At 57.2% G+C, this 25,185-nt stretch carries 28 protein-coding genes; 14 read left to right on the forward strand and 14 right to left on the reverse strand.

Annotated features, from left to right (window positions below; translation table 11 throughout):
* Nucleotides 1–10: 10 nt before the first annotated feature.
* On the forward strand, nucleotides 11–1,318 hold the full coding sequence (locus tag ADJ24_RS00100; protein ID WP_023311268.1) for a sulfurtransferase: 1,308 nt from the start codon (nucleotides 11–13) through the stop codon (nucleotides 1,316–1,318).
* Here ADJ24_RS00100 and ADJ24_RS00105 read toward each other — a convergent pair.
* A complete protein-coding gene (locus tag ADJ24_RS00105; RefSeq protein ID WP_023311267.1) occupies nucleotides 1,315–1,932 on the reverse strand; it encodes a CDP-alcohol phosphatidyltransferase family protein in 618 nt (205 codons plus the stop codon). The genes ADJ24_RS00100 and ADJ24_RS00105 overlap by 4 nt on opposite strands.
* Nucleotides 1,925–2,494: a carboxymuconolactone decarboxylase family protein gene (locus ADJ24_RS00110; protein ID WP_023311266.1), complete on the reverse strand. Its 570-nt coding sequence runs from the start codon at nucleotides 2,492–2,494 to the stop codon at nucleotides 1,925–1,927. Before ADJ24_RS00110 ends, ADJ24_RS00105 begins: the two co-directional genes overlap by 8 nt.
* A 75-nt stretch (nucleotides 2,495–2,569) precedes the next feature.
* Here ADJ24_RS00110 and ADJ24_RS00115 point away from each other — a divergent pair, with 75 nt between their 5' ends.
* The gene (locus ADJ24_RS00115) at nucleotides 2,570–2,986 is read left to right on the forward strand and encodes a pyrimidine (deoxy)nucleoside triphosphate diphosphatase (RefSeq protein ID WP_023311265.1); all 417 of its coding nucleotides are present in this window, start codon (nucleotides 2,570–2,572) and stop codon (nucleotides 2,984–2,986) included.
* Here ADJ24_RS00115 and ADJ24_RS00120 read toward each other — a convergent pair.
* Nucleotides 2,949–3,224, reverse strand: a complete 276-nt coding sequence (locus ADJ24_RS00120; RefSeq protein ID WP_023311264.1) for a DUF1496 domain-containing protein — start codon at nucleotides 3,222–3,224, stop codon at nucleotides 2,949–2,951. The genes ADJ24_RS00115 and ADJ24_RS00120 overlap by 38 nt on opposite strands.
* Before the next feature lie 228 nt (nucleotides 3,225–3,452).
* On the opposite strand from ADJ24_RS00120, the gene gdhA reads away from it, so the two are divergent.
* Entirely contained in the window at nucleotides 3,453–4,796 is a 1,344-nt protein-coding gene (gene gdhA / locus ADJ24_RS00125) for an NADP-specific glutamate dehydrogenase (RefSeq protein WP_023311263.1), read from the forward strand.
* A gap of 69 nt (nucleotides 4,797–4,865) precedes the next feature.
* Here gdhA and ADJ24_RS00130 read toward each other — a convergent pair whose 3' ends face one another.
* From ADJ24_RS00130 to ADJ24_RS00140, 3 genes are all read right to left on the reverse strand, one after another.
* Nucleotides 4,866–6,773: a DNA topoisomerase III gene (locus tag ADJ24_RS00130; protein WP_023311262.1), complete on the reverse strand. Its 1,908-nt coding sequence runs from the start codon at nucleotides 6,771–6,773 to the stop codon at nucleotides 4,866–4,868.
* A 4-nt stretch (nucleotides 6,774–6,777) separates the two neighbouring features.
* The gene (selD, locus tag ADJ24_RS00135) at nucleotides 6,778–7,821 is read right to left on the reverse strand and encodes a selenide, water dikinase SelD (RefSeq protein WP_008500702.1); all 1,044 of its coding nucleotides are present in this window, start codon (nucleotides 7,819–7,821) and stop codon (nucleotides 6,778–6,780) included.
* A 115-nt stretch (nucleotides 7,822–7,936) separates the two neighbouring features.
* Nucleotides 7,937–8,488 (reverse strand): NAD(P)H nitroreductase, encoded by a 552-nt coding sequence (locus tag ADJ24_RS00140; RefSeq protein ID WP_023311261.1) that lies wholly within the window; start codon nucleotides 8,486–8,488, stop codon nucleotides 7,937–7,939.
* 167 nt (nucleotides 8,489–8,655) lie between these two features.
* On the opposite strand from ADJ24_RS00140, the gene sppA reads away from it, so the two are divergent.
* From sppA to pncA, 3 genes are all read left to right on the forward strand, one after another.
* Nucleotides 8,656–10,512, forward strand: coding sequence for a signal peptide peptidase SppA (gene sppA, locus ADJ24_RS00145; protein WP_023311260.1), 1,857 nt, complete (start codon nucleotides 8,656–8,658; stop codon nucleotides 10,510–10,512).
* Nucleotides 10,513–10,575: 63 nt separating this feature from the next.
* A complete protein-coding gene (gene ansA, locus ADJ24_RS00150) occupies nucleotides 10,576–11,592 on the forward strand; it encodes an asparaginase (RefSeq protein WP_008500705.1) in 1,017 nt (338 codons plus the stop codon).
* Between the two features lie 9 nt (nucleotides 11,593–11,601).
* Complete coding sequence (gene pncA / locus ADJ24_RS00155) at nucleotides 11,602–12,243, forward strand: bifunctional nicotinamidase/pyrazinamidase (protein ID WP_023311259.1); 642 nt, start codon at nucleotides 11,602–11,604, stop codon at nucleotides 12,241–12,243.
* A 45-nt stretch (nucleotides 12,244–12,288) separates the two neighbouring features.
* Here the strand turns inward: pncA and ADJ24_RS00160 are convergent, their stop codons facing one another.
* Together ADJ24_RS00160 and msrB are read right to left on the reverse strand one after the other, a co-directional pair.
* Nucleotides 12,289–12,552, reverse strand: a complete 264-nt coding sequence (locus tag ADJ24_RS00160) for a YeaC family protein (protein ID WP_196238666.1) — start codon at nucleotides 12,550–12,552, stop codon at nucleotides 12,289–12,291.
* Between the two features lie 56 nt (nucleotides 12,553–12,608).
* Nucleotides 12,609–13,022 (reverse strand): peptide-methionine (R)-S-oxide reductase MsrB, encoded by a 414-nt coding sequence (msrB, locus tag ADJ24_RS00165; RefSeq protein ID WP_008500710.1) that lies wholly within the window; start codon nucleotides 13,020–13,022, stop codon nucleotides 12,609–12,611.
* A gap of 340 nt (nucleotides 13,023–13,362) precedes the next feature.
* Between msrB and gapA the strand changes: the two genes are divergently transcribed.
* Together gapA and ADJ24_RS00175 are read left to right on the forward strand one after the other, a co-directional pair.
* Nucleotides 13,363–14,358: a glyceraldehyde-3-phosphate dehydrogenase gene (gene gapA, locus ADJ24_RS00170; RefSeq protein WP_023311257.1), complete on the forward strand. Its 996-nt coding sequence runs from the start codon at nucleotides 13,363–13,365 to the stop codon at nucleotides 14,356–14,358.
* 73 nt (nucleotides 14,359–14,431) lie between these two features.
* On the forward strand, nucleotides 14,432–15,316 hold the full coding sequence (locus ADJ24_RS00175; protein WP_023311256.1) for a D-hexose-6-phosphate mutarotase: 885 nt from the start codon (nucleotides 14,432–14,434) through the stop codon (nucleotides 15,314–15,316).
* 78 nt (nucleotides 15,317–15,394) lie between these two features.
* On the opposite strand, the gene ADJ24_RS00180 is transcribed toward ADJ24_RS00175, so the two are convergent.
* The gene (locus ADJ24_RS00180; RefSeq protein ID WP_023311255.1) at nucleotides 15,395–16,141 is read right to left on the reverse strand and encodes a MipA/OmpV family protein; all 747 of its coding nucleotides are present in this window, start codon (nucleotides 16,139–16,141) and stop codon (nucleotides 15,395–15,397) included.
* 431 nt (nucleotides 16,142–16,572) lie between these two features.
* On the opposite strand from ADJ24_RS00180, the gene yeaG reads away from it, so the two are divergent.
* The 3 genes from yeaG (at nucleotide 16,573) to ADJ24_RS00195 (ending at nucleotide 20,466) form a co-directional block, all read left to right on the forward strand.
* On the forward strand, nucleotides 16,573–18,507 hold the full coding sequence (gene yeaG / locus ADJ24_RS00185; protein WP_008500713.1) for a protein kinase YeaG: 1,935 nt from the start codon (nucleotides 16,573–16,575) through the stop codon (nucleotides 18,505–18,507).
* A 75-nt stretch (nucleotides 18,508–18,582) separates the two neighbouring features.
* The gene (locus tag ADJ24_RS00190; protein ID WP_032651499.1) at nucleotides 18,583–19,866 is read left to right on the forward strand and encodes a YeaH/YhbH family protein; all 1,284 of its coding nucleotides are present in this window, start codon (nucleotides 18,583–18,585) and stop codon (nucleotides 19,864–19,866) included.
* Nucleotides 19,867–19,965: 99 nt separating this feature from the next.
* A complete protein-coding gene (locus ADJ24_RS00195) occupies nucleotides 19,966–20,466 on the forward strand; it encodes a YbaK/prolyl-tRNA synthetase associated domain-containing protein (RefSeq protein ID WP_023311253.1) in 501 nt (166 codons plus the stop codon).
* A 21-nt stretch (nucleotides 20,467–20,487) separates the two neighbouring features.
* On the opposite strand, the gene yoaI is transcribed toward ADJ24_RS00195, so the two are convergent.
* Entirely contained in the window at nucleotides 20,488–20,592 is a 105-nt protein-coding gene (gene yoaI, locus ADJ24_RS24870) for a small membrane protein YoaI (protein ID WP_010430055.1), read from the reverse strand.
* A gap of 145 nt (nucleotides 20,593–20,737) precedes the next feature.
* Between yoaI and ADJ24_RS00200 the strand changes: the two genes are divergently transcribed.
* Complete coding sequence (locus ADJ24_RS00200) at nucleotides 20,738–21,184, forward strand: DUF441 domain-containing protein (RefSeq protein ID WP_023311252.1); 447 nt, start codon at nucleotides 20,738–20,740, stop codon at nucleotides 21,182–21,184.
* On the opposite strand, the gene ADJ24_RS00205 is transcribed toward ADJ24_RS00200, so the two are convergent.
* Nucleotides 21,168–21,959 carry an AraC family transcriptional regulator gene (locus ADJ24_RS00205; protein WP_023311251.1) on the reverse strand — a complete coding sequence of 264 codons (792 nt, stop codon included), beginning with the start codon at nucleotides 21,957–21,959 and terminating at the stop codon, nucleotides 21,168–21,170. The genes ADJ24_RS00200 and ADJ24_RS00205 overlap by 17 nt on opposite strands.
* A 99-nt stretch (nucleotides 21,960–22,058) precedes the next feature.
* On the opposite strand from ADJ24_RS00205, the gene ADJ24_RS00210 reads away from it, so the two are divergent.
* Nucleotides 22,059–23,246, forward strand: a complete 1,188-nt coding sequence (locus tag ADJ24_RS00210) for a CynX/NimT family MFS transporter (protein WP_023311250.1) — start codon at nucleotides 22,059–22,061, stop codon at nucleotides 23,244–23,246.
* A gap of 31 nt (nucleotides 23,247–23,277) precedes the next feature.
* On the opposite strand, the gene ADJ24_RS00215 is transcribed toward ADJ24_RS00210, so the two are convergent.
* Nucleotides 23,278–23,985 carry a CTP synthase C-terminal region-related (seleno)protein gene (locus ADJ24_RS00215; protein ID WP_023311249.1) on the reverse strand — a complete coding sequence of 236 codons (708 nt, stop codon included), beginning with the start codon at nucleotides 23,983–23,985 and terminating at the stop codon, nucleotides 23,278–23,280.
* A gap of 101 nt (nucleotides 23,986–24,086) precedes the next feature.
* Between ADJ24_RS00215 and ADJ24_RS00220 the strand changes: the two genes are divergently transcribed.
* On the forward strand, nucleotides 24,087–24,431 hold the full coding sequence (locus ADJ24_RS00220) for a DUF488 domain-containing protein (protein ID WP_023311248.1): 345 nt from the start codon (nucleotides 24,087–24,089) through the stop codon (nucleotides 24,429–24,431).
* Here the strand turns inward: ADJ24_RS00220 and ADJ24_RS00225 are convergent, their stop codons facing one another.
* Together ADJ24_RS00225 and ADJ24_RS24745 are read right to left on the reverse strand one after the other, a co-directional pair.
* Entirely contained in the window at nucleotides 24,432–24,737 is a 306-nt protein-coding gene (locus ADJ24_RS00225) for a hypothetical protein (RefSeq protein ID WP_023311247.1), read from the reverse strand.
* Between the two features lie 80 nt (nucleotides 24,738–24,817).
* The gene (locus ADJ24_RS24745; RefSeq protein ID WP_023311246.1) at nucleotides 24,818–25,072 is read right to left on the reverse strand and encodes a DUF333 domain-containing protein; all 255 of its coding nucleotides are present in this window, start codon (nucleotides 25,070–25,072) and stop codon (nucleotides 24,818–24,820) included.
* Nucleotides 25,073–25,185 lie beyond the last annotated feature (113 nt).

Genomic DNA, 25,185 nt, shown 5'->3' on the forward strand with positions numbered 1-25,185 from the left:
AGGTTATTCGATGAAACGTGTTTCTCAACTGACCGCGCTGGCCCTGTTCTGCGGCCTCGCATCCTTTTCCTCTCTGGCGGCTGATTTGGCCAACGCGATGACGCTCTCCCAGCTTCAGGCACAGCACGGCACGCCTGTCGACACCCGCCCCAGCGCGTTCTATAACGGCTGGCCGCAGACCCTCAGCGGCCCCTCCGGGCATGAACCCGCCGCACTCAACCTGGCTGCCGCCTGGCTGGGCGCAATGAGCGACGAGCAGATTGCGAGCTGGGCAAAACAGCATCAGCTTACGCCCGCGACGGCCATCGCCCTCTACGGCGACGAGAACGATAACCTGGCGGTGAAATCCCGCCTGGAGAAAGCCGGATACCGCAACGTCTCGCTGCTCAGCGACGCTCTGCAGACGCCCGACCGCCTTCAGCGCCTGCCTCACTTTGAACTGCTGGTTTACCCGCAGTGGATCCACCGCCTCCAGCAGGGTAAACCCGTGACCACCGCGCCGGCGGGGGACTGGAAAGTGATTGAAGCCGCCTGGGGCGCACCGAAGTTTTACCTGCTAAACCACATTCCCGGCGCGGGCTACATCGACACCAACGAGGTGGAAAGCGAGCCGCTGTGGAATAAAGTCTCCGACGACAAGCTGAAAGCGATGCTGGCGAAGCACGGGATCCGTCACGACACCACCGTCATTCTGTATGGCCGTGACGTTTACGCCGCCGCGCGCGTGGCGCAGATCATGCTGTATGCGGGCGTGAAGGATGTGCGTATTCTCGACGGCGGCTGGAAGGCGTGGTCCGATGCAGGCCTGCCGGTTGAACGCGGCACGCCCGGCAAAGTGGCGCCTGCCCCCGATTTCGGCGCGCCGATCCCCGGCCAGCCGCAGCTGATGGTTGATATGGAACAGGCGCGCGGGATGCTGCACCGTCAGGATGCCTCCCTGGTCAGCATTCGTTCGTGGCCGGAGTTCATCGGCGAAACCAGCGGCTACAGCTACATCAAGCCAAAAGGTGAAATTGCCGGTGCCCGCTGGGGTCATGCGGGCAGCGACGCGACCCATATGGAAGATTTCCATAACCCGGATGGCACCATGCGCAGCGCGGACGATATCGCCGCCCAGTGGAAGCGCTGGAATATTCTGCCGGAACAGCACGTCGCGTTTTACTGCGGCACCGGGTGGCGGGCGTCAGAAACCTTTATGTACGCCCGGGCGATGGGCTGGAAGAATGTCGCCGTCTATGACGGCGGCTGGTACGAATGGAGCAGTCACCCGCAGAACCCGGTCACCACCGGAGAGCGCGGGCCAGAGAGTGCGCTCTAACGGGTGAGTGACTTTAGCGTCACATAGCCGCTCCAGACGCGCGTTGTGGTGGTCAGCCAGCACAGCGCGCCGAATACCCACGCGAACAGCGTAAAGTGCGCCGGGAACAGGCAGCACAGCACGAACAGCGCGATGGTCTCCGTCCCTTCCGTTAACCCACCGATGTAATAAAACGACTTGTGCGCATAGCCGGGGTTGTCGATGTCGTGCTTTGCGGCCAGCGCCGCAAACGCCAGAAAGCTGCTGCCGGTACCGATAAACGCAAACAGCAGCCAGGCGGCCGCCAGCGCATTCTCTGCGGGAGCCGCGAGCGCAAAGCCAAACGGCACCAGGGCGTAGAACAGAAAATCGAGCGCGATATCAAGAAATCCCCCCGCATCGGTCAGCCCTCTCCTGCGCGCCAGCGCGCCGTCCAGACCATCCAGCAGGCGGTTAAGCACGATGGCAGCCAGCGCAGCCGGATACCAGCCGAGGGCCAGAAACGGCAGCGCCAGCACGCCGATGGCAAACCCGGTCAGGGTTAATCCGTCGGGCGTGATGCCCGGCTTATCCAGAACGGAAACCAGACGATTCAGAGCGGGCTTAACCCGCGGGTGCAGGTGACGGTCAAGCATGGGGAGTCTCGCTAAACGTGGCGCACAGCCCCTGCGCCGGAATATCCAGCGCGGCATTAAAACGGGCGGAGAGATTCTGAAACGCAATCAGCGCCGTCATCTCGGTAATGGCATCGTCCGTGAAGTGGCGTTTCAGCGCCGTTCTGACTGTCTCATCCGCCCGGGGCGGCGTGGCGGTCATCGCCTCGGCGTAGGCCAGCGCCGCGCGCTCCTGCTCGGTGAACAAGGCGGAATCCTGCCAGTCGCTCACGGCCTGAACCTTATCCAGCGTGCCGCAGCGCTCGGCCAGACGCAGGCTATTGGCATCAATGCAGAAAGCGCAGTGACAGAGCTGGGATACCCGCGTCATGAGCAGCGAGCGCAGCGCGGGCGTCAGGCGCGCGTGACGACGCTCCAGAAAGCCGACAAACAGCGCCACCAGCCAGAACAGACGCGGCATTCGCCCCCACCAGCGGGTGGGATTCAGCACCGCGCCAAAATGCTTTTTCTGCATGGCGGCTATCGGTTTTAGGCTGGCGGGAAGGGATTCGAGGGGGGCAACCCAGGCGGGGGACTCTTTCACCTGATTCTCCTGTTTACTGGACTCTGAGAAAGGGCACGATAATATGTCTTTTTTCGCTATCAATTATTGACGACCATGCTGAAAACACTCGATGTCGTTGCCGCCATCATCGAAAAAGACGGCAACATTTTACTGGCGCAGCGCCCTGTCCACGCCGACCAGCCGGGAATGTGGGAATTTGCAGGCGGTAAAGTCGAGGCCGGAGAAACCCAGCCAGAAGCGCTTATCCGCGAGCTGCGTGAAGAGTTGGGCATTGACGCCCTGCCGGGACGATACGTGGCAAGCCACCAGCGGGAAGTCTCGCAGCGGTTGATTAACCTGCATGCCTGGCACGTTCCTGCTTTCCGCGGCGATATCACGGCGCACTACCACAGCGCGCTGGCGTGGTGTACGCCGGAAGAGGCGTTTGGCTACCCCTTAGCCCCCGCGGATATTCCGCTGCTGGAAGCGTTTATTATTTTACGCGACGCCAGACCAGCGGGTTCGTGCTGATGGCGCGCTCGTCGCGCTGGCACTGCAGCAGAATGCCGTCCGCTTTCACAACGGCCCCTTCCGAGTAGTTCTGATTCTGATAGATACAGCACTGATTGCAGGGCTGCACCGTTTGATTCTGGCCGCTGGAGCTAAACACTTCCGGCGGCACATTCACTTCCACATCCGGACGAATGCGGTCAGCCTGAGCGCCAGCGGTAAACATCAAACATAACGCGGTCATCACATAACGGTTCATCGACTTGTCTTCCTGTTGTGTCCTGATATTGACTATAACGGTAAACCAGAGCGGAACCTTTAATTTATCTCTTCATCGCTTTTCGTTATGACGCCCGCCCTCTCATTAATTTCCCTTTCGTTATAAATTTCTGCTTGCCTCACAAAGCGGTACGGGTGGTATAGTCAAAAAAACAACACAAATCGCATAAGTAATAAACATAAAATACGATAAGAGGTTCTTATATCTATGGATCAGACACGCTCTCTGGAAAGTTTCCTTGCCCATGTTCAGCAGCGCGACCCGCACCAAAGCGAGTTCGCTCAGGCCGTGCGTGAAGTTATGACCACCCTGTGGCCCTTCCTTGAACAAAACCCGCGTTATCGCCAGATGTCTCTGCTTGAACGCCTGATCGAGCCAGAGCGCGTGATCCAGTTCCGCGTGACGTGGGTTGACGATCGCAACCAGGTACAGGTTAACCGCGCGTGGCGCGTTCAGTTTAACTCGGCGATTGGCCCGTTTAAGGGCGGCATGCGTTTTCATCCGTCCGTGAACCTGTCGATTCTGAAATTCCTCGGCTTCGAGCAGACCTTTAAAAACGCCCTCACCACGCTACCGATGGGCGGCGGGAAAGGCGGCAGCGATTTCGACCCGAAAGGCAAAAGCGAAGGGGAAGTGATGCGCTTCTGCCAGGCGCTGATGACCGAACTCTACCGCCACCTCGGCCCGGATACCGACGTTCCTGCCGGTGATATCGGCGTGGGCGGACGTGAAGTGGGCTTTATGGCCGGGATGATGAAAAAGCTCTCCAACAACAGCGCCTGCGTCTTTACCGGCAAGGGGCTGTCGTTTGGCGGGAGCCTGATCCGCCCGGAAGCAACAGGATACGGCCTGGTTTACTTCACCGAGGCGATGCTCAAGCGTCACGGTTTAGGCTTTGAAGGCATGCGCGTGGCGGTCTCCGGCTCCGGTAACGTGGCGCAGTACGCTATTGAGAAAGCGATGCAGCTTGGCGCCCGCGTGGTGACCGCCTCTGACTCCAGCGGCACGGTGGTGGATGAAGCAGGCTTCACGGCAGAGAAGCTGGCGCGCCTGTGTGAAATCAAAGCCAGCCGCGACGGCCGCGTGGCGGATTATGCCCGGGAGCTTGGCCTGACCTACCTGGAAGGGAAACAGCCGTGGGGCGTGCCGGTGGATATCGCCCTGCCGTGCGCCACCCAGAACGAGCTGGACGTCGACGCCGCGCGCACCTTGATTAGCAACGGCGTAAAAGCGGTGGCCGAAGGGGCGAATATGCCTACCACCATCGATGCGACGGATCTGTTCCTTGAGGCGGGCGTGCTGTTTGCGCCGGGCAAGGCCGCTAACGCGGGCGGCGTGGCGACCTCAGGCCTCGAGATGGCGCAAAACGCCGCGCGTCTCGGCTGGAAGGCGGAGAAAGTGGATGCGCGCCTGCACCACATCATGCTGGATATTCACCATGCCTGCGTGGAGTACGGCGGCGAGGCGTCGCAAACCAACTACGTGCGCGGGGCGAATATCGCCGGGTTCGTGAAGGTGGCGGATGCGATGATTGGTCAGGGCGTGATTTAAGGTTTATCGCGTGCGGCCAGGTGCCCTCACCCCGGCCCTCTCCCACGGGGAGAGGGCGAAAACCGTGTGTCAGGCCGCGCTCTTTTTCTTTTTAAACGGTTTCTTCGCGCCACTACCGGGCGCAACCATCCCTCTGAACGTTTTCACCGGCGTGCTGCGCGCCTGATCGATCAGCTGATAAAGCGTCCCGACCAGCGGTTGCATAAAGTCCTGATAGCGGCACTGCTTCTCGCTGATCTGCGTCAGCACAGATTCCCAGTGTGCGGTCATGTCCGGCCTGGCGGCCAGCTCCGGCAGAGAGTGGATTAGCGCCCGGCCCGGCTCCGTTGAGTGGATATAGCGTCCCTTTTTCTCCAGGAAGCCGCGCTTAAAGAGCAGCTCGATGATCCCCGCTCGCGTCGCTTCCGTTCCCAGACCGTCGGTGGCGCGCAGGATCTTCTTCAGATCTTTATCCTGAACGAACCGGGCGATCCCGGTCATCGCCGACAGCAGCGTTGCATCGGTGAAATGGCGCGGAGGCTGGGTCTGACGTTCAACCACTTCGCCCTTCTCGCACAGCAGTTCGTCATCTTTGGCGACCACCGGCAGCGGCGTGCCGTCGTTCTCTTCGTCGCGCTCTTTGTTACCGAGCAGCGTGCGCCAGCCCGCTTCTGCGAGGAAACGCGCTTTGGCGACAAACTTACCTTTGGCAATCTCAAGCTCAATCACGCACTTGCGGAATACCGCGTCCGGGCAGAACTGCATCAGGTACTGACGGGCAATCAGGTGATAGACCTTCGCTTCGTTCTCGGTCAGGTTGACGCTGCTGGCGCGGGCCGTCGGGATAATCGCGTGGTGGGCATCGACTTTTTTGTCATCCCAGCAGCGGTTATGGGTGTCCGGGTTTACCGCAGGCTGCGGGAGCAGATCCGGCGCGTGCACGCCGATGGCGTCCATCACCGAGTGGCGACCGGCAAAGTGCTCTTCCGGCAGATAGCGGCTGTCCGAACGCGGGTAGGTGATGAGCTTATGGGTTTCATAGAGCTTCTGGCAGATATCCAGCACGTTCTGCGCGCTGAGGCCAAAGCGCTTCGCGGCCTCAATCTGCAGGGCCGACAGCGAGAACGGCAGCGGCGCGGGTTCTGATTCCCGTTTATCGTTATAGCTGGTGACGATAGCCGGCTGTCCGGTAATGCGGTTAACCACATGCTCCGCCAGCGGACGGTGCAGCAAACGCCCTTCTTCATCCTGATACGATTCGCAGGCGTCGCTCGGCTGCCAGACGGCGGTAAAGCTCTCGTCTTTAGGCGTGACGATATGCGCTTTCACTTCAAAAAAATCTTTGGCGACGAAGTTCTCAATCTCTTCGTCGCGACGCACCACCAGCCCCAGCACCGGCGTCTGCACGCGCCCCACTGAAAGCACGCCCTGATAGCCCGCGTTGCGCCCAAGAATGGTGTACGCGCGGGTCATGTTGATGCCGTACAGCCAGTCGGCGCGGGCGCGGGCTAAAGCCGAGACGCACAGCGGAATAAACTCGCTGTTGGCGCGCAGGCGCGAAATCGCCCGCTCGACGGCCTGCGGGTTGAGATCGTTGATCAGACAGCGTTGCACCTGCTGGCGCTTTTCCGGCGCCAGTTCAAGATAGTCCAGCACCTCATCCACCAGCAGCTGTCCTTCCCTGTCCGGGTCACCCGCGTGCACGATCTCAGCGGCTTCATGCAGGAAGCGCTTAATCACGTTGAGCTGTTTGGTGACCGAAGGTCGGGGCTGCAGGCGCCATTTTTCCGGCACGATGGGCAGATCGTTTAAATTCCAGCGAGCGTAGCGGCTGTCATAGACATCCGGCTGCGCCTGCTCAAGCAGGTGACCGATACACCAGGTGACCACCTGCCCGTTACCGCATTCGATAAAGCCGTCACCTTTGCGATGCGGTTTAGGCAGCACATCAGCGATGGCGCGGGCCAGGCTCGGCTTTTCGGCAATAAACAACCGCATCGAATTAACGGATCTCAATCATCGGACGACCGCCGCGCGCGGTCACCAGCTCGCCGATGGCCGTCAGGGTGATGCCGAACTCGGCGGCAGTGGCCTGAACCTCGGCTTCGGATTCCGGCGTGACCGCCAGAAGCAGGCCGCCGGAAGTTTGCGGATCGCACAGCAGGTTGCGCCACTCCTCAGGCATTTCGCCCATCAGGTGACCGTAGCTGGCGAAGTTGCGCTGGGTACCGCCCGGGACAGCGCCCTGAGCAATATACTCCTCCACGCCCGGCAGCTTCGGCACGTCCTGATACCAGACCTGCGCCTGCACGCCCGCGCCCTGACACACTTCGGAGAGGTGTCCCAGCAGGCCAAAACCGGTGACGTCGGTCATCGCCTTCACGCCGTCGATATTGGCAAACGCCGCACCGGCGAGGTTCATCTGGCACATGACTTCCGTTGCCAGGCCTTTGTGCTCCGGTTTCAGCAGGGATTTTTTCTCGGCGGTGGTCAGCACGCCAATGCCCAGCGGCTTGGTGAGGAACAGTTTGCAGCCCGCCTGCGCGGTGCTGTTGCGCTTCACGCGCTCGGTCGGCACCACGCCGGTAACGGCCAGGCCAAAGATTGGCTCCGGCGCATCAATAGAGTGACCGCCGGCCAGGGCAATCCCCGCCTGCTGGCAGGCAAAACGACCGCCATCAATCACTTCACGGGCCACTTCCGGCGGGATGGTGTTGATCGGCCAGCCCAGAATGGCAATCGCCATGATCGGCTTACCGCCCATCGCGAAGATATCGCTGATGGCGTTGGTGGCCGCAATGCGCCCGAAGTCGAACGGGTTGTCGACAATCGGCATAAAGAAGTCGGTAGTACTGATAATGCTGGTGCCGTTACCTAAGTCATAAACTGCAGCATCGTCACGCGTTTCGTTGCCGACAAGCAGGTTCGGGTCGACAAACTTCGCCTGTTCACTGTGCAGGATGGTCTCCAGCACTTTCGGCGAAATTTTACAACCGCAACCGGCTCCGTGGCTGTACTGCGTTAAACGAATGGTTTGCTCGCTCATGGACGTCTCCTGTCATCTCAATCGCGCTATGGTAGCGCTCATTCCATAAAGAGGTAAGTATGACTGTCTGAATTCTGCGGCAGATGCTCAGAATCCAGACAGTTTAGGTGCGTTATCAGAAATGGCTGACGAAAGGCGTGGTGTCCGGAATGCTGATGGTGCTGGAGGCTTTAAGCTGCGGGGTGCCGATATAGAGGAAACCGACAATTTTGTCATGCTCACCGCAGCCAAAACCGTCACGGACCGCCGGGCTTTCGGTCAGCGCACCGGTACGCCAGATGCCGTTGAAGCCCTGCGCGACGGCGGCCATCTGCATCGCCATCACCGCACAGCCTGCGGACATTTCCTGTTCCCAGATCGGCACCTTATGGTCAGCCTGGCATTTCGCCACGACGGCGATAATCATCGGGGCGCGGAACGGGGCATTGCGCGCCTTGTCGATACCTTTCTCATCCTGCCCGGCGGCAATCGCGCCCTGCTCCAGCAGCTGGCTGAAACGATCGCGGCCTTCGCCTTCAATCACAAAGAAGTGCCACGGCTGCAGCGTGCCGTGATCGGGGGCACGCATGCCGGCACGCAGAATATTCTCCAGCTGCTCGCCTGCCGGGGCAGGTTCGGCCAGACGGGAAGCGCTACGGCGGTTAACAAGCAGTTCGAGTGCGTCCATTGGTTAACTCCTTTCTTGAAATTTACTCACAAAATTAACACGACGGCAGATTTTGTTACAGCCTGGCAGGCGATTCCTGCTGACAAGTGGCGGTTGGGTCATTACGATAACCCAACATTACCGTCCAGTGGCGACGGAAACAGTCATTTTCTGGTTAGGGAGAATACATGCGAACCCTTTGGCGAATCATTGCCGGTTTCTTTAAATGGACGTGGCGACTGCTCAACTTCGTCCGCAACCTGGTGATGAACATCTTTTTCATCTTCCTGGTTCTGGTTTGCGCGGGCATCTGGATGCATATCAGCAACGCGAATCAGGCGCAGCATTCGACTCGCGGGGCCCTGTTACTCGATATCACCGGCGTTATCGTTGATAAACCGTCCGCCAGCAACCGTCTGGGGGCAATCAGCCGCCAGCTGTTTGGCGCGACGTCAGACCGTCTGCAGGAAAACTCCCTGTTCGATATCGTCGATACCATCCGCCAGGCGAAAGATGACCGCAACATCACCGGAATCGTGCTGGATCTGAAAGATTTTGCCGGGGGCGATCAGCCTTCAATGCAGTACATCGGTAAAGCGCTGCGCGAATTCCGCGACAGCGGCAAGCCGGTGATTGCCGTGGGCGACAGCTACAGCCAGGGGCAATATTACCTGGCGAGCTTCGCCAATAAGATCTGGCTCTCCCCACAGGGCACGGTCGATCTGCACGGGTTTGCCACCAACGGCCTGTACTATAAATCCCTGCTCGACAAGCTTAAGGTTACCACCCACGTCTTCCGCGTCGGCACGTATAAATCAGCCGTCGAGCCGTTTATCCGCGACGACATGTCTCCAGCCGCCCGTGAAGCGGACAGCCGCTGGATTGGCGAGCTGTGGCAGAACTATCTCGGCACCGTTGCCGCCAACCGCCAGATTACGCCTGAGCAGGCGTTCCCGGGCGCACAGGGCGTGCTGGATGGCCTGCGTAAGGTTGACGGTGATACCGCAAAATATGCGCTCGATAACAAACTGGTTGATGCCCTGGGCACCAGCGCCGAGATTGAAAAATCCCTGAGCAAGCAGTTTGGCTGGAGCAAAGAGGATAAAAATTACAGCGCCATCAGCATGTATGATTACTCGACGAAAAAGCCGGATGAGAACGGTGACAGCGTCGCGGTGGTCTTTGCCAACGGCGCCATTATGGACGGTCAGGAGACTCCGGGGAACGTGGGCGGCGATACTACCGCGTCACAAATCCGCGATGCTCGTCTGGATCCAAAAGTGAAAGCGATCGTCCTGCGGGTGAACAGCCCTGGCGGCAGCGTCAGCGCCTCCGAGGTGATCCGCGCTGAACTGGCTGCGGCGCGTGCCGCCGGCAAGCCGGTCGTCGTATCCATGGGCGGAATGGCCGCCTCCGGGGGTTACTGGATCTCAACGCCAGCCAACTACATCGTGGCCAACCCAAGCACGCTGACCGGTTCGATTGGCATCTTCGGGGTGATCAACACCGTGGAAAACAGCCTGGATTCTCTGGGCGTGCATACCGATGGCGTGGCCACCTCTCCGCTGGCGGATGTGTCGGTGACCAAATCCCTGCCGCCAGAAGTCTCTGAGATGATGCAGCTCAGCATTGAGAACGGCTATAAGCGCTTTATCACCCTGGTGGCGGACTCGCGTAAAAAGACGCCTGAGCAGATCGACCAGATCGCACAGGGACACGTCTGGACCGGCCAGGATGCGAAGAGCAACGGTCTGGTGGACAGCCTGGGCGACTTCGATGACGCGGTGAAAAAAGCCGCCGAGCTGGCGAAGCTCAAGCAATGGCATATCGAGTATTACCAGGACGAGCCTTCGTTCTTCGATATGGTCATGGACAGCATGTCCGGCTCGGTACGCGCCATGCTGCCGGAGGCGATGCAGGCTTACCTGCCTGCGCCAGTCGCCACAGCGGCGAAAGCGATGAAGGCGGAAAGCGATAAGCTCGCGGCCTTTAACGATCCACAGAGTCGTTACGCGTTTTGCCTGACCTGCGCTAACGTCCGTTAAAAACCGTCCCCTCTTCCCGCGAAGAGGGGATTTTTTTCTTTTGAAGAACAAGAACTCACTACCATGCAGAAGAAATCGATTTATGTAGCCTACACTGGCGGTACCATCGGTATGCAGCGCTCTGAAAATGGCTATATCCCTGTCTCCGGCCACCTTCAGCGTCAGCTTGCGCTGATGCCGGAATTCCACCGTCCGGAAATGCCTGACTTCACCATCCACGAATACGAGCCGCTGATGGACTCCTCCGACATGACGCCGGAAGACTGGCAGCACATCGCGGATGACATTAAAGCCCATTACGACCAGTACGACGGCTTCGTGATCCTGCACGGCACCGACACCATGGCGTTTACCGCCTCGGCGCTCTCCTTTATGCTGGAGAACCTGAGCAAGCCGGTTATCGTCACCGGGTCGCAAATCCCGCTGGCGGAGCTGCGCTCGGACGGGCAGATCAACCTGCTGAACTCCCTGTACGTGGCGGCGAATTACCCGATCAACGAAGTGTCGCTATTCTTTAATAACCGTCTGTATCGCGGCAACCGCACCACCAAAGCCCATGCCGACGGTTTTGACGCCTTCGCCTCCCCTAACCTGCAGCCGCTGCTGGAGGCCGGAATTCATATCCGTCGTCTGGGCACGCCGCCTGCGCCGAACACCGCCGGCGAGCTGATCGTGCATCCGATCACTCCGCAACCGATTGGCGTGGTCACTATCTACCCGGGTATCTCTGCCGACGTGGTGCGTAACTTCCTTCGCCAGCCGGTGAAAGCGCTGATTCTGCGCTCCTATGGCGTAGGTAATGCCCCGCAGAACGGCGAATTCCTGAAAGAGCTCCAGGAAGCCAGCGAGCGCGGAATTGTGGTCGTGAACCTGACCCAGTGCATGTCCGGAAAGGTCAACATGGGCGGCTATGCCACCGGCAACGCGCTGGCGCATGCGGGAGTCATCAGCGGCTTCGATATGACCGTTGAGGCAACGCTGACTAAACTTCACTATTTACTGAGTCAGGATCTGGACATTCAGTCCATTCGCAGCGCGATGATGCAAAACCTGCGCGGCGAGCTGACCCCGGACGAATAAGGAGTGCTCATGAAGCAACGCGCCCTGCTACTGGTCGATTTGCAAAATGATTTCTGCGCGGGCGGTGCGCTGGCCGTCGCCGAAGGTGACAGCACCGTTGACGTGGCAAACACGCTGATTGACTGGTGCAAAGCCCGCGGCGAAGCGGTTGTCGCAAGCCAGGACTGGCATCCGGCGAACCACGGCAGCTTTGCCAGCCAGCACAACGTCGAGCCTTTCACTCAGGGTGAACTCGACGGGCTGGCGCAAACCTTCTGGCCGGATCACTGCGTACAGCAGACGGAAGGCGCGGAGCTGCATCCGCTCCTGAATCAGAAAGCCGTCGATGCGGTGTTCCATAAAGGTGAAAACCCGGCTATCGACAGCTATAGCGCGTTTTTTGATAACGGGCATCGCCAGAAAACGGCGCTGGACGCGTGGTTACGTCATCACGAAATCACGGAGCTGATCGTGCTGGGCCTGGCGACGGATTACTGCGTGAAGTTTACCGTGCTGGACGCGCTCCAGTTAGGTTATACCGTCAGCGTCATCACCGACGGCTGCCGCGGGGTAAACATTCACCCGCAGGACAGCGCTCAGGCGTTTATGGATATGGCTGCGGAAGGCGCGACGCTGTATACGCTCGAAGACTGGCTGGAAACGCAGGCGTAGTCTTTTACGCCCTCTCCCTGTGGGAGAGGGTATCAACCCGCACCGTTATTGCATTTTCATCGTCGCAATCGGCTTCGGCGTGATGCCGAAGTCTTCTTTCAGCTCGCGCTTGCTCTTCATCACCATCTGGCCTTTGGTGTCGATCGTCATGTGCTGCGCGTCGGTGTTATTGCGCGCCTGCCACAGCATCACCAGCTGCAAACTGTTCTCTTTTTGCTCCGGCGTCAGCGCGACGCCGTCGGGCCATTTTCCCAGTTCTACGGCGGTCACCAGACGCTGATAAATTTCCGGCGTCATGCCGCTAATCATGTCATCAATATTCACACTCGCGCCCTTTCAAAGGAATAATTTGCTGAATCGTTTTTTCAACCCTTAATCTGGTCACCGTTCTCATCATCGGTGAAGCTCATTGAGGCAGAGTTTACGCAGAAACGCTCGCCCGTAGGCTGTGGGCCATCCGGGAAGACGTGCCCAAGGTGCGCATCGCAGTTGCCGCAGCGAATTTCCGTGCGCACCATGCCGTGCGACGAGTCGGTCAGGTAGCGGATGGCCTCATCGCTCACCGGCTCGTAAAAACTCGGCCAGCCGCAGCCAGAATCAAATTTCGTTTGTGAATTGAACAACGGGGCATCACAGACCAGACAGTGGTAGACGCCGTCTCGCTTGTTGTGCAGTAAACGCCCGGTGAACGGCGGTTCCGTTCCGTGATTCTGCGTCACGTAAAACTGCATTTCTGTGAGGTTTTTTTTCAAATCGTCAGGGTTACGTTGGTTCGACATATGCTTACATCTCGCTGTAGAAACAGACATCTTTCAACCCGGATTCTAACAAAACATTAACACCCTTGCGTGCACTTTTGATCTAAACTTATGTGTCGCGAATAAGCGGTCAGGCAATTGTGATCATGTTCACATTTTTATCCTGCGAGGACTTTAAAATCCCGGCTCAGCCCCCATATGGGTGCAAGCTCAAAGGGAAAGTGAGGCGAGTCAGTCGCACAAACGTTAGTCACAGGATTGATTTGTCGCAATGATTGACACGATTCCGCTTGACGCTGCGTAAGGTTTTTGTAATTTTACAGGCAACCTTTTATTCACTAACAAATAGCTGGTGGAATATATGACTATCAAAGTAGGTATCAACGGTTTTGGCCGTATCGGCCGTATTGTTTTCCGTGCTGCTCAGAAACGTTCTGACATCGAAATCGTTGGTATCAACGATCTCCTGGACGCTGAATACATGGCGTACATGCTGAAGTACGACTCAACTCACGGTCGTTTCGACGGCACCGTTGAAGTGAAAGACGGCCACCTGGTTGTTAATGGCAAAACCATCCGCGTTACTGCTGAAAAAGACCCAGCTAACCTGAAATGGAACGAAATCGGTGTTGACGTTGTTGCTGAAGCAACCGGTATCTTCCTGACCGACGAAACTGCACGTAAACACATCACTGCGGGTGCGAAGAAAGTTGTTCTGACTGGTCCTTCCAAAGACAACACCCCAATGTTCGTTCGTGGTGCAAACTTCGAAACTTACGCTGGCCAGGATATCGTGTCTAACGCATCCTGCACCACCAACTGCCTGGCACCGCTGGCTAAAGTTATCAACGACAACTTCGGCATCATCGAAGGTCTGATGACTACCGTTCACGCAACCACCGCTACTCAGAAAACCGTTGATGGCCCGTCTCACAAAGACTGGCGCGGCGGCCGTGGCGCGGCTCAGAACATCATCCCATCCTCTACCGGTGCTGCTAAAGCTGTAGGTAAAGTACTGCCAGAACTGAATGGCAAACTGACTGGTATGGCGTTCCGCGTTCCAACTCCTAACGTATCCGTTGTTGACCTGACCGTTCGTCTGGAAAAAGCTGCTTCTTATGAAGAAATTAAGAAAGCAATCAAAGCTGCTTCCGAAGGCGCAATGAAAGGCGTTCTGGGCTACACCGAAGACGACGTTGTTTCTACCGACTTCAACGGCGAAATCTGCACTTCCGTGTTCGATGCTAAAGCAGGTATCGCACTGAACGACAACTTCGTTAAACTGGTTTCCTGGTACGACAACGAAACTGGCTACTCTAACAAAGTACTGGACCTGATCGCTCACATCTCTAAATAAGTTGAGATGAGTGCTTGATCCAAAAAGGCGACTTCGGTCGCCTTTTTTTATTTATAAGACAGAGGATTGCTTAATGATTAATAAAATTTTTGCACTTCCGGTAGTCGAACAACTTACCCCTGTGCTCTCCCGCCGTCAGATTGACGGTGCCGACGTTATCGTCGTTGACCACCCACGCGTTAAAGCTTCCGTGGCGCTGAACGGCGCGCACCTGCTCTCCTGGAAACCGGAAGGTGAAGCCGAAGGTTTGTGGCTGAGCGATGCGACCTCCTTCAAAAAAGGGGCGGCTATTCGCGGCGGCGTGCCGATCTGCTGGCCGTGGTTCGGCCCGTCCGCACAGCCGGGTTTGCCGTCTCACGGTTTTGCCCGCAACCAGCAGTGGACTCTGAAAGCGCATAACGAAGATGACAACGGCGCAGCGCTGACCTTTGAGCTGCAGGCAAACGATGAAACCCGCGCCCTCTGGCCGCACGATTTCACCCTGTATGCCCGCTTCAAACTGGGTAAAACCTGTGAAATCGAACTGGAAGCTCACGGCGAGTTCGAAACCACCTCTGCCCTGCACACCTATTTCAACGTGGGTGATATCAGCGCCGTGAAGGTGAGCGGCCTTGGCGATACCTATATTGATAAAGTCGATAACGCGAAAGAAGGCAAACTGAGCGACGGTGTTCAGGCATTCCCTGACCGTACCGACCGCGTTTACCTGCACCCGGAAGCGTGCAGCGTGATCCACGACGGCGCCCTGAACCGCGGCATTGAAGTGGTCCATCATCATCACAGCGACGTGGTGGGCTGGAACCCGGGTCCGGCGCTGTCCGTCAGCATGGCCGACATGACGGATGATGGCTACAAAACGTTTGTCTGCGTGGAAACGGCTCGCGTGACCAACCCGCAGAAAGCGAGTGAAGAAAAACCGTCTCGTTTAGGGCAGACGATTCGCATTGTTAAGCGATAAATTCTCTGCACCACGCTAAAGCAAACGGGGCGCAAGCGCCCCGTTTTAATGCATCAATTGCACGATATTAGTGCACAATCAGAACTTGTAGCTCACACCCACAGAGAAGATGCCTGCCCAGGACTTATCGACCATCGGGCTATCCTTCACTTCGTCGCTCAGACGCTCATAGCGGCCGGTACCGTACACGCTCCAGTCGCCAAGGAAGTTGTAGCTCGCGGTCAGCTCCAGGTAAGGATCCCAGCCGTCATCTGCACTGTAGCTTTTCAGACCACTGCGGCGGGACTCGTTTTTAGAGACGCCGTAATAGTAGTCGTTGTAGTTCTCGCTGTTGTACTGCACACCGATACCCGGCGTCAGGGTGAGCCCGCCGTTGGTGTAGCGGTACAACCACGCCAGATCCCAGATAAAGCCGTTGCTGTTATCCAGCGTATCACCCGCCAGGGCCGTACGCAGGAAGCCATACTCGGTGTTATGTACATAAGAGAGCCCGGCCATCATGGTGCTTTTACGCTTGTCGAGCTGGCGAAGCGCATGGCTGTCGCTGTCACCCGGCTTGAAGTGCGTTGGGTCGTAATAGGCCATGATGGAGAGCTTATCGGCCTTATCGTTCCAGAGATAGTAGCCGCCGCCGAGCCCGCGGAACCAGACGTTGTCGCCTTCATAGGTGATAACGGGAACAGGATAAACATCACGGTCATACTGTTTATACGGGCTGTTAATGACGCCAACACCCGCGCCAACCGTCCACTGACTTTCCGCCTGTGCGGTGTTCACTGCGGTCGCGGCAAAGATGCCTAATGCCAGAAGTTTGAGTTTGGTCACAATCCATTCTTTCCTGTAGTCAAATAATCAGCGGATGAAGTGTAACCGCCATTCCCGTACATCCCAAAATTTTTTGCCTGCTAATCAGTCTGATTAACCCGTTATTTTTAACTTTTCAGATGACAACCCGCTTTCATTTATATGACCACTGAATGAAAAACGTGCATTTGTCTTATAACGACAGTGGAAATTTTTGGATGAGTTATTGATATGTCATTGAAAGTAGATTTTCTGGGCATGCAAGTTTTGCAAATGCCATCTACGCTTTAATTTAAGAAGAGTTTTCCTGAACACCCTGCGGTTCTTAGCGTCTGACCTGGCACACAGGTTGCTGCTCTGGCAGTGAGGTGCGAGAGATTCTCTTCCGGGAGCCTCCACTACTCATACGAACGGCTCTTATCCTGTGCTAAAAAACGAAAGGACGGCATGCCATGAATATATTCGATCACTATCGCCAGCGCTATGAAGCTGCCAAGGACGAAGAGTTCACACTGCAGGAGTTTCTTACCATCTGTCGGCAAGATCGCAGTGCCTATGCCAATGCGGCAGAACGGCTATTGATGGCTATTGGTGAGCCAAACATGGTTGACACTGCCCTGGAGCCTCGGCTTTCCCGTCTCTTTTCGAATCGGGTGGTCGCCCGATACCCGGCGTTTGAAGAGTTCTATGGTATGGAAGATGCCATCGAACAGATTGTCTCCTATCTGAAGCATGCCGCTCAGGGTCTGGAAGAGAAGAAACAGATCCTCTATTTACTCGGCCCGGTGGGTGGCGGTAAATCCTCGCTGGCTGAACGCCTGAAGTCGCTGATGCAGCGCGTCCCTATCTATGTGCTGAGCGCCAACGGTGAACGCAGCCCGGTGAACGACCATCCGCTGTGCCTGTTCAATCCGCAGGAAGACGCGCAGATTCTGGATAAAGAGTATGGCATCCCGCGTCGCTATCTCGGGACCATCATGTCGCCGTGGGCGGCAAAACGCCTGCACGAGTTTGGTGGCGACATCACCAAATTCCGCGTGGTGAAGGTCTGGCCGTCTATCCTTGAGCAGATCGCCATCGCCAAAACAGAACCGGGTGATGAGAACAACCAGGATATCTCGGCTCTGGTAGGTAAAGTCGATATCCGTAAGCTGGAAAACTTCGCGCAAAACGATCCGGACGCCTACGGTTACTCAGGCGCGCTGTGCCGTGCGAACCAGGGGATTATGGAATTCGTCGAGATGTTTAAAGCACCGATTAAAGTGCTGCATCCCCTGCTGACGGCTACGCAGGAAGGCAACTACAACGGGACGGAAGGTATCTCCGCCCTGCCGTTTAACGGGATTATTCTCGCCCACTCGAACGAATCTGAATGGGTGACCTTCCGTAATAACAAAAACAATGAGGCCTTCCTTGACCGCGTGTACATCGTCAAGGTGCCTTATTGCCTGCGGATCTCCGAAGAGATCAAAATTTACGAGAAACTGCTTAACCACAGCGAGCTGGTGCACGCTCCTTGCGCACCGGGAACGCTGGAAACGCTGTCGCGCTTCTCCATCCTTTCGCGTCTGAAAGAGCCGGAAAACTCCAGCATCTATTCGAAAATGCGCGTCTATGACGGTGAAAGCCTGAAAGATACCGACCCGAAAGCGAAGTCGTATCAGGAGTACCGCGATTACGCTGGCGTCGACGAGGGGATGAACGGTCTGTCCACGCGTTTCGCGTTTAAGATCCTCTCCCGCGTCTTTAACTTCGACCATGCGGAAGTGGCGGCCAACCCGGTTCATCTGTTCTACGTGCTGGAGCAGCAAATCGAACGCGAGCAGTTCCCGCAGGAGCAGGCTGAACGCTACCTTGAGTTCCTCAAAGGTTACCTGATCCCGAAATACGCCGAGTTCATTGGCAAAGAGATCCAGACGGCCTACCTGGAATCCTATTCAGAATACGGGCAGAACATTTTCGACCGTTACGTCACCTATGCTGACTTCTGGATCCAGGATCAGGAGTACCGCGACCCGGATACCGGCCAGCTGTTTGACCGTGAATCCCTGAACGCGGAGCTGGAAAAAATCGAGAAGCCTGCCGGGATCAGCAACCCGAAAGACTTCCGTAACGAGATTGTGAACTTCGTCCTGCGCGCCAGAGCGCATAACAACGGGCGCAATCCGAACTGGACCAGCTACGAGAAGCTGCGCACGGTCATTGAGAAGAAAATGTTCTCCAATACCGAAGAGCTGCTGCCGGTGATCTCGTTTAACGCCAAAACCTCAACCGATGAGCAGAAAAAGCACGACGACTTTGTCGACCGTATGATGGAAAAAGGCTACACCCGCAAGCAGGTCCGCCTGCTCTGCGAATGGTATCTGCGCGTGCGTAAATCGTCTTAAAAACAAGTGCCCGGTGGCGGTTCGCGCTGACCGGGCCTACAAAATGCAAGTTGGCAAATGCAGTACGGGGGGTATATGACCTGGTTTATTGACCGGCGTCTTAACGGCAAAAACAAGAGCACGGTGAACCGCCAGCGCTTCTTGCGTCGTTATAAAGCGCAAATTAAACAGTCTATCTCCGAGGCCATCAACAAACGCTCGGTGACCGACGTCGACAGCGGCGAGTCTGTCTCCATCCCCACCGATGACATCAGCGAACCGATGTTTCATCAGGGGCGAGGTGGCCTGCGCCATCGCGTACACCCAGGTAATGACCACTTCGTTCAGAACGACAGAATTGAGCGTCCTCAGGGCGGCGGCGGTGGTTCAGGAAGCGGTCAGGGACAGGCCAGCCAGGACGGTGAAGGTCAGGACGAATTTGTCTTCCAGATTTCGAAAGACGAATATCTCGACCTGCTGTTTGAAGACCTGGCGCTGCCGAATCTAAAAAAGAATCAGCATCGTCAGCTTAATGAATATAAAACCCATCGCGCGGGCTATACCGCCAACGGCGTGCCCGCCAATATCAGCGTCGTGCGTTCGTTGCAGAATTCACTGGCGCGACGAACGGCCATGACGGCGGGCAAACGGCGCGAGCTGCGCGAGCTGGAGAGCAGCCTGAAGGTCGTGGAAAACACGGAACCAGCGCAACTGCTGGAAGAGGAGCGCCTGCGTAAAGAGATTGCGGAACTAAGAGCGAAGATCGAACGGGTACCGTTTATCGACACCTTCGACCTGCGCTACAAGAATTACGAAAAACGCCCCGAGCCCTCCAGCCAGGCGGTGATGTTCTGTCTGATGGACGTTTCCGGCTCGATGGACCAGGCCACGAAGGATATGGCGAAGCGTTTTTATATTCTGCTCTATCTGTTCCTGAGCAGAACCTATAAGAACGTGGAGGTGGTCTATATTCGTCACCATACTCAGGCGAAAGAAGTAGATGAACATGAGTTTTTCTACTCGCAGGAGACCGGCGGGACCATCGTATCAAGCGCTCTGAAGCTGATGGATGAAGTGGTCAAAGAGCGTTACGACCCGGCGCAGTGGAACATTTATGCCGCGCAGGCGTCCGATGGCGACAACTGGGCCGATGACTCACCGCTGTGTCACGAGATTCTGGCGAAGAAAATTCTGCCGGTGGTGCGTTACTACAGCTATATCGAAATTACCCGTCGCGCGCACCAGACCCTGTGGCGGGAGTATGAACATCTGCAAGCAATGTTCGATAATTTTGCCATGCAGCATATCCGTGACCAGGATGATATTTATCCGGTGTTCAGGGAGCTGTTCCACAAGCAATCTGCTACCAGCAACGCATAACCCAACAGCCAGCGAACGCGCTGGCTGTTTTCTTTCGACCCCGCCCATCCCGTGCTAATGTAGAACGCTGCATACTGGATTATCACCGGGAAAATCGTTATGACTGACGACGTTATTGGAACAGGCACCCACCAGCAGCTGATTACCTTACTCACCGAGCAGGGCGCGCGGTTTCGCGTCATGGAGCACGAGGCGGTCGGAAAATGTGAAGCGGTAAGTGAAATTCGCGGGACCGATCTGCGACAAGGCGCAAAGGCCCTCGTCTGCAAGGTGAAGGGAAACGGCGTAAAAAAACACGTTCTGGCTATCCTCGCCGCCGATCTGCAGGCCGACCTGAGCCAGCTTGCCCGCCATTTTGGCGGGCTGAAGGCCTCCCTCGCCAGCCCGGCTGAGGTCGATACCCTGACCGCCTGCGTTTTCGGCGCGATCCCGCCCTTTAGCTTCCATCCTGATTTGGCGCTGGTTGCCGACCCGCTGCTGTTCGAGCGCTTTGACGAAATCGCGTTTAACGCCGGCCTGCTGGAGAAATCCGTGATTATGGATACCCAGGATTACCTGCGCATCGCCCGTCCTGAGCTGGTGACCTTCCACAAAGCGTAACCGCTATGGCTGGCGACCCTGTCAGCCTTTTCTTTCCAGAAACAGCACGGAGGCGACGAGAATAACGGCAATAGCGAAAAACGATGAGGAGATAATCAGCGTTTCAACAAACATGTGATCGTTCATGATGGCGACCCCTTTTGCGATATCTGCCTCCGTTTTAATCCGCGTAAATGACAAGGTTATGACAGCAATAAAATCTTTTTAAAACTGCCCTGCGTCGCGTTTGCGCGTACAGTAAGCAAGTTGATTATTTTGGCAAGGATTCCCTATGTTTGACCCTACTCTTCTCATTCTTCTGGCACTCGCCGCGCTCGGCTTTGTCAGCCATAACACCACCGTCGCCATCTCGATTCTGGTGCTGATTATTGTTCGCGTGACCCCGTTAAATAGCTTTTTCCCGTGGATAGAAAAACAAGGCCTCACCATCGGGATCATCATCTTAACCATCGGGGTAATGGCGCCCATCGCCAGCGGCACGCTTCCCGCCTCAACGCTGCTGCATTCGTTTGTAAACTGGAAATCACTGGTGGCGATCGCGGTGGGGATTTTTGTTTCGTGGCTGGGCGGGCGCGGCGTTACGCTGATGAGCAGCCAGCCCTCGCTGGTGGCGGGTCTGCTGGTGGGCACCGTGCTGGGCGTGGCGCTCTTTCGCGGCGTGCCGGTCGGCCCGCTGATTGCGGCGGGCCTGGTCTCTCTGTTTATTGGGAAGTCGTAGTCAGGCTGGCCATATAACGCGCCGGCGTCTGGCCGAGTCCCTTCCTGAACATGGTGATAAACGCGGTGGTAGAGTCATAGCCGAGTGACTGTGCCACCTGCTGTACCGATTTCCCACCAATCAAATGCTGTAAGGCCACAATCAGCTGCAGCTGGTGGCGCCAGCGGCGAAAGCTTAAACCGGTCTCTTTCACCACCAGCCGCGCCAGGCTGCGTTCGCTCATGGCAAAGTGGCTCGCCCACTGCGTCAGCGTCTGCCAGGCGGCGGGCTCTTCCGCCATTTTCTCGCTCATCAGCCGAATTTTAGGATGGGGCGAGACGGGCAGCTGCAGATGCTCCTGACGCTGGAGCGGCAGCTCGTCAAACAGAACGTCCACCAGGCGCGACGTGGCCGCAAGAGAGAGCTGTTCACGCGATTTTTCCGCCAGGGATAAAATCAGCTCGCGCACCAGAGGGGAGATTTTCAGGGTGCAGCAGCGGTCGGGCAAGCTTGCCGCCCCCGGTTCAATGAACAAAAAGCAGAGCTGCGCCCCCGGGGTAGCCCTGTTGCTGTGCGGCATTTGGCCGGGGATCCAGACGGCGTACTGGGGCGGAACCATCAGCATGGCATTTTCCACTTCGCAGGTGATCGCGCCGCCGAGGGCCAGAATGAGCTGCCCCTTACGGTGATGATGTCGGGGAATATACTGTTCCTCCGCCACCACGCGGATACGAAATGCGACGGCCGCATCGTGCTGGCTATCGGGATCATAGCCGTCCAGTCCCAGACCAATCATCAGCTTGTCCGATTTTAGCGATAAACTGTCATTTTAGCCTGATTTCAACCGCCTGGAAAATCGGTATTGTGTGCGCTCGCTTGAACGTATGAGAACATAATGACTACTGCTATTCGCACCTCAGGAAAACACGGCGCGCTGTTAATTGCAGGCATCCTGATGATTGCCACTACGCTTCGCGTCACCTTTACCGGCGCAGCCCCGCTGCTCGACACTATTCGTCTTGATTATGGCTTAAGCACGGCGCAAACCGGTCTGCTGACCACCCTGCCCCTGCTGGCTTTCGCCCTTGTCTCACCGCTTGCCGCAGGCGTTGCCCGACGTATCGGCATGGAGCGCAGCCTGTTTGTCGCCCTGCTGCTGATTTGCGCCGGAATTGCACTTCGCTCGCTGCCTTCCGCCGCGCTGCTTTTCATCGGAACGGCGGTCATCGGCTGCGGGATTGCGCTCGGTAACGTGCTGTTACCCGGATTAATTAAGCGTGACTTCCCGGGCCAGGTAGCCCGACTCACCGGAGCCTATTCCCTGACGATGGGCGTCTCGGCGGCCTTTGGCTCAGCGATGATTGTTCCCCTGGCGCAGGGTAGCGCGGGCTGGCATGGCGCGCTGCTGATGCTGATGGCGTTTCCGCTGGTCGCGCTGCTGCTCTGGCTGCCGCAGTGGCGTCAGAAACACGTTGCGACGGTAACGGGCGCTGGCGCGCTGCATAATCGCGCCATCTGGCGCTCGGCCCTCGCCTGGCAGGTGACGCTCTTTTTGGGGATTAACTCGCTGATTTACTACGTCATCATCGGCTGGCTGCCGGCGATATTGCTCAGCCACGGCTACAGCGAAGCGCAGGCCGGCTCGGTGCACGGGCTGTTGCAGCTGGCCACGGCCGTGCCGGGGCTTGCCGTTCCTCTGGTACTCCACCGTCTGAAAGATCAGCGGGGGATCGCAGGTGCGGTGGCGCTGATGTGCGCGGTAAGCGCGGCGGGGCTATGGTTTATGCCTGACATGGCGGTGATGTGGACGCTGGTGTTTGGCTTTGGCTCCGGAGCAACGATGATCCTCGGCCTGACGTTCATCGGCCTGCGCGCCAGCTCTGCGCACCAGGCTGCGGCGCTGTCCGGCATGGCGCAGTCGATTGGCTATCTGCTCGCCGCCTGCGGCCCTCCGCTGATGGGGAAAATTCACGATAGCGCGGGAGACTGGCGGATCCCGCTTCTGGGCTGCGCCCTGGCCGCCGTGATAATGGCTATTTGCGGCGTTCTGGCCGGGCGAGACCGGGAGATCGCCCCCCGTTAAACAGTGTGGCAGACCCTCGGGTCTGCCTTTTTTACCCACGAGCGGCGCGCAGCATCGCCTGCACCAGCACGACCGGACGGCCTTCCAGCGCGGCACGCTCGTGCTGGAATAAGGTAATCACGAAGAACGGATGCGTAACCAGCTCTGCGGCGCGAATTTCCCCCTGTTCGTCCCAGCCCGTAACGTGCATATCACCGCTTTCCAGCGCCTGGGAAAACGCTGGCGACACGCCATAGTTACAGTGATAGCCCTCTTCAATTTCCGGCTTGCCGTACGCTTTCGCGATCAGCGTATTTTTGCGCAGCTCAATGGCATCGGTTTTTTCCACCAGCGAACAGGCCAGCGGCGCAATCACCATGGTGCCTTCGGTATCCGTCTCGGCATGTGCCGCATCGGCCCAGCCCAACACATTGCGGGCATACTCAATCAGCGCGTGCTGGAATCCGCCGCAGGTGCCAAGGAACGGTACGCCGCTTTCACGGGCGTAGCGCGCGGCGATAAAGGCCGCCTCGGTGTTTTTATAAGGGCTGGCAGGCACCAGCCAGATGGCATCGTAGCCCACCAGATCTTCAGGGCTCGTCAGCTCCGTGGTGGCAAGCCAGTCGTAATCGGCGGTGAGGTCAAGGACTGCGGCGGCGTCGTCAATGGCTAGCGGGATCGCCTGATGCGCAATAACACTGGGATTGTAATCGCCAACCAGCGCAATACGCAGCGTCGTTTTAACCGGGAGGTGTTCCATGAAAGGTTCCTTATGCCAGAGTATTATCAGATAACATAAGGAACCTCAGACTACCGATCTTCTGCAATTATCACAATACCTTAAATTGGGAGGGTGGAATTATGATTCAATGCAAACGCGTATACGAGCAGGCTGGCCCGGACGACGGCTATCGGGTGCTGGTGGACAAACTGTGGCCGCGCGGGGTTAAAAAGACGGACCTCGCGTATGATGAATGGTGTAAAGCGCTCACGCCCTCGAATGAATTACGCAAGGCCTTTCATAGCGAAACCATTGATTTCGCCGCCTTCAGTAAGGCCTATAGGGAAGAGCTGGCGCAGCATGCTGACGAGGGAATGCGTCTTGCGACGCTGGCGAACAGGCAAACCGTCACCCTGCTCTACGCTGCCAAAGACACGAAGCAAAATCACGCCCTGGTATTAGCCGACTGGCTGCGCCATCTCTGATCAGCCGATCGCCAGCTCGTCAAGCATTTGCGGCGCTTCATCGGGGGTGAGCGGCATCAGATGTTCGGCGCGGACAAAGGCAAAGCCGTGCTGATTGTCAAAGGCATAAACATCGCCAGTCACCAGCCAAAGCGCGCGATCGGCGGTAGCGGGTAATTGCGTCATCACGCCGTTGACCGGGTTAACGAAACGCAGGCCGGGCTGACACAGGCCAAACAGCTCAACAGATTTACCAATATTGCGACGGCCTGACGCCGTGCGGGCACCGATGATCATCGCCATGCTGCCCGGTTTAAGCTGAAACATACTTCTCTCACGGTAACGGTAGCCAGGGGCTGGCTAAGAATAATCCTAAAGAGAAGTGTATCGCAGGCAATATACCTCTGTCACCTGGTGGGTTGCGGACGATCGCGACGGTAGAGCGTCCATTCATCAATCACTTCGCCGCCCGGTAGTTTGCACTCCGTGCGTACGCCCTGCGGGCTTTGAACCGGGATCTGTTCCCCGCCTTTCTCCAGGCAGTACACGGAGGCCGGGTTCGCCATACCGATAGCGTGAGGCGGTTTCGGCGCATCGGGTGGGGTTGTTTTCGCGGTGCAGGCCGCCAGGGGAAGCGCCAGCGCCAGAAGCAGAAATCTCATCTCATTGATCCTTGTGACATCATGACAGTCTAAGGGTAACGGGTCATCGCCGCTTTCTCCATGATTTCTCCATTTTAACTGCACTTTTCAACACTATAGTGTTGCATGTTCTC

Origin of the sequence: Enterobacter sp. 940_PEND (assembly GCF_001059415.1) — a bacterium.
Taxonomy (GTDB): domain Bacteria; phylum Pseudomonadota; class Gammaproteobacteria; order Enterobacterales; family Enterobacteriaceae; genus Enterobacter; species Enterobacter cloacae_M.

Excerpts from the sequence above, each read along its gene's own strand:
- ADJ24_RS00120 (WP_023311264.1), bottom strand. The coding sequence starts at position 3,224 with ATGAACCGTTATGTGATGACCGCGTTATGTTTGATGTTTACCGCTGGC.
- ADJ24_RS00225 (WP_023311247.1), bottom strand. The coding sequence starts at position 24,737 with ATGTTTCAGCTTAAACCGGGCAGCATGGCGATGATCATCGGTGCCCGC.
- ADJ24_RS00105 (WP_023311267.1), bottom strand. The coding sequence starts at position 1,932 with ATGCTTGACCGTCACCTGCACCCGCGGGTTAAGCCCGCTCTGAATCGT.
- sppA (WP_023311260.1), top strand. The coding sequence starts at position 8,656 with ATGCGAACCCTTTGGCGAATCATTGCCGGTTTCTTTAAATGGACGTGG.
- ADJ24_RS00100 (WP_023311268.1), top strand. The coding sequence starts at position 11 with ATGAAACGTGTTTCTCAACTGACCGCGCTGGCCCTGTTCTGCGGCCTC.
- yoaI (WP_010430055.1), bottom strand. The coding sequence starts at position 20,592 with ATGAACGATCACATGTTTGTTGAAACGCTGATTATCTCCTCATCGTTT.
- ADJ24_RS00215 (WP_023311249.1), bottom strand. The coding sequence starts at position 23,985 with ATGGAACACCTCCCGGTTAAAACGACGCTGCGTATTGCGCTGGTTGGC.
- ansA (WP_008500705.1), top strand. The coding sequence starts at position 10,576 with ATGCAGAAGAAATCGATTTATGTAGCCTACACTGGCGGTACCATCGGT.
- ADJ24_RS00220 (WP_023311248.1), top strand. The coding sequence starts at position 24,087 with ATGATTCAATGCAAACGCGTATACGAGCAGGCTGGCCCGGACGACGGC.
- yeaG (WP_008500713.1), top strand. The coding sequence starts at position 16,573 with ATGAATATATTCGATCACTATCGCCAGCGCTATGAAGCTGCCAAGGAC.
- ADJ24_RS00200 (WP_023311252.1), top strand. The coding sequence starts at position 20,738 with ATGTTTGACCCTACTCTTCTCATTCTTCTGGCACTCGCCGCGCTCGGC.
- selD (WP_008500702.1), bottom strand. The coding sequence starts at position 7,821 with ATGAGCGAGCAAACCATTCGTTTAACGCAGTACAGCCACGGAGCCGGT.
- gapA (WP_023311257.1), top strand. The coding sequence starts at position 13,363 with ATGACTATCAAAGTAGGTATCAACGGTTTTGGCCGTATCGGCCGTATT.
- ADJ24_RS00160 (WP_196238666.1), bottom strand. The coding sequence starts at position 12,552 with ATGATTAGCGGCATGACGCCGGAAATTTATCAGCGTCTGGTGACCGCC.
- ADJ24_RS00175 (WP_023311256.1), top strand. The coding sequence starts at position 14,432 with ATGATTAATAAAATTTTTGCACTTCCGGTAGTCGAACAACTTACCCCT.
- ADJ24_RS00205 (WP_023311251.1), bottom strand. The coding sequence starts at position 21,959 with ATGATTGGTCTGGGACTGGACGGCTATGATCCCGATAGCCAGCACGAT.
- ADJ24_RS00115 (WP_023311265.1), top strand. The coding sequence starts at position 2,570 with ATGCTGAAAACACTCGATGTCGTTGCCGCCATCATCGAAAAAGACGGC.
- ADJ24_RS00195 (WP_023311253.1), top strand. The coding sequence starts at position 19,966 with ATGACTGACGACGTTATTGGAACAGGCACCCACCAGCAGCTGATTACC.
- ADJ24_RS00190 (WP_032651499.1), top strand. The coding sequence starts at position 18,583 with ATGACCTGGTTTATTGACCGGCGTCTTAACGGCAAAAACAAGAGCACG.
- ADJ24_RS00140 (WP_023311261.1), bottom strand. The coding sequence starts at position 8,488 with ATGGACGCACTCGAACTGCTTGTTAACCGCCGTAGCGCTTCCCGTCTG.
- msrB (WP_008500710.1), bottom strand. The coding sequence starts at position 13,022 with ATGTCGAACCAACGTAACCCTGACGATTTGAAAAAAAACCTCACAGAA.
- ADJ24_RS00130 (WP_023311262.1), bottom strand. The coding sequence starts at position 6,773 with ATGCGGTTGTTTATTGCCGAAAAGCCGAGCCTGGCCCGCGCCATCGCT.
- gdhA (WP_023311263.1), top strand. The coding sequence starts at position 3,453 with ATGGATCAGACACGCTCTCTGGAAAGTTTCCTTGCCCATGTTCAGCAG.
- pncA (WP_023311259.1), top strand. The coding sequence starts at position 11,602 with ATGAAGCAACGCGCCCTGCTACTGGTCGATTTGCAAAATGATTTCTGC.
- ADJ24_RS24745 (WP_023311246.1), bottom strand. The coding sequence starts at position 25,072 with ATGAGATTTCTGCTTCTGGCGCTGGCGCTTCCCCTGGCGGCCTGCACC.
- ADJ24_RS00210 (WP_023311250.1), top strand. The coding sequence starts at position 22,059 with ATGACTACTGCTATTCGCACCTCAGGAAAACACGGCGCGCTGTTAATT.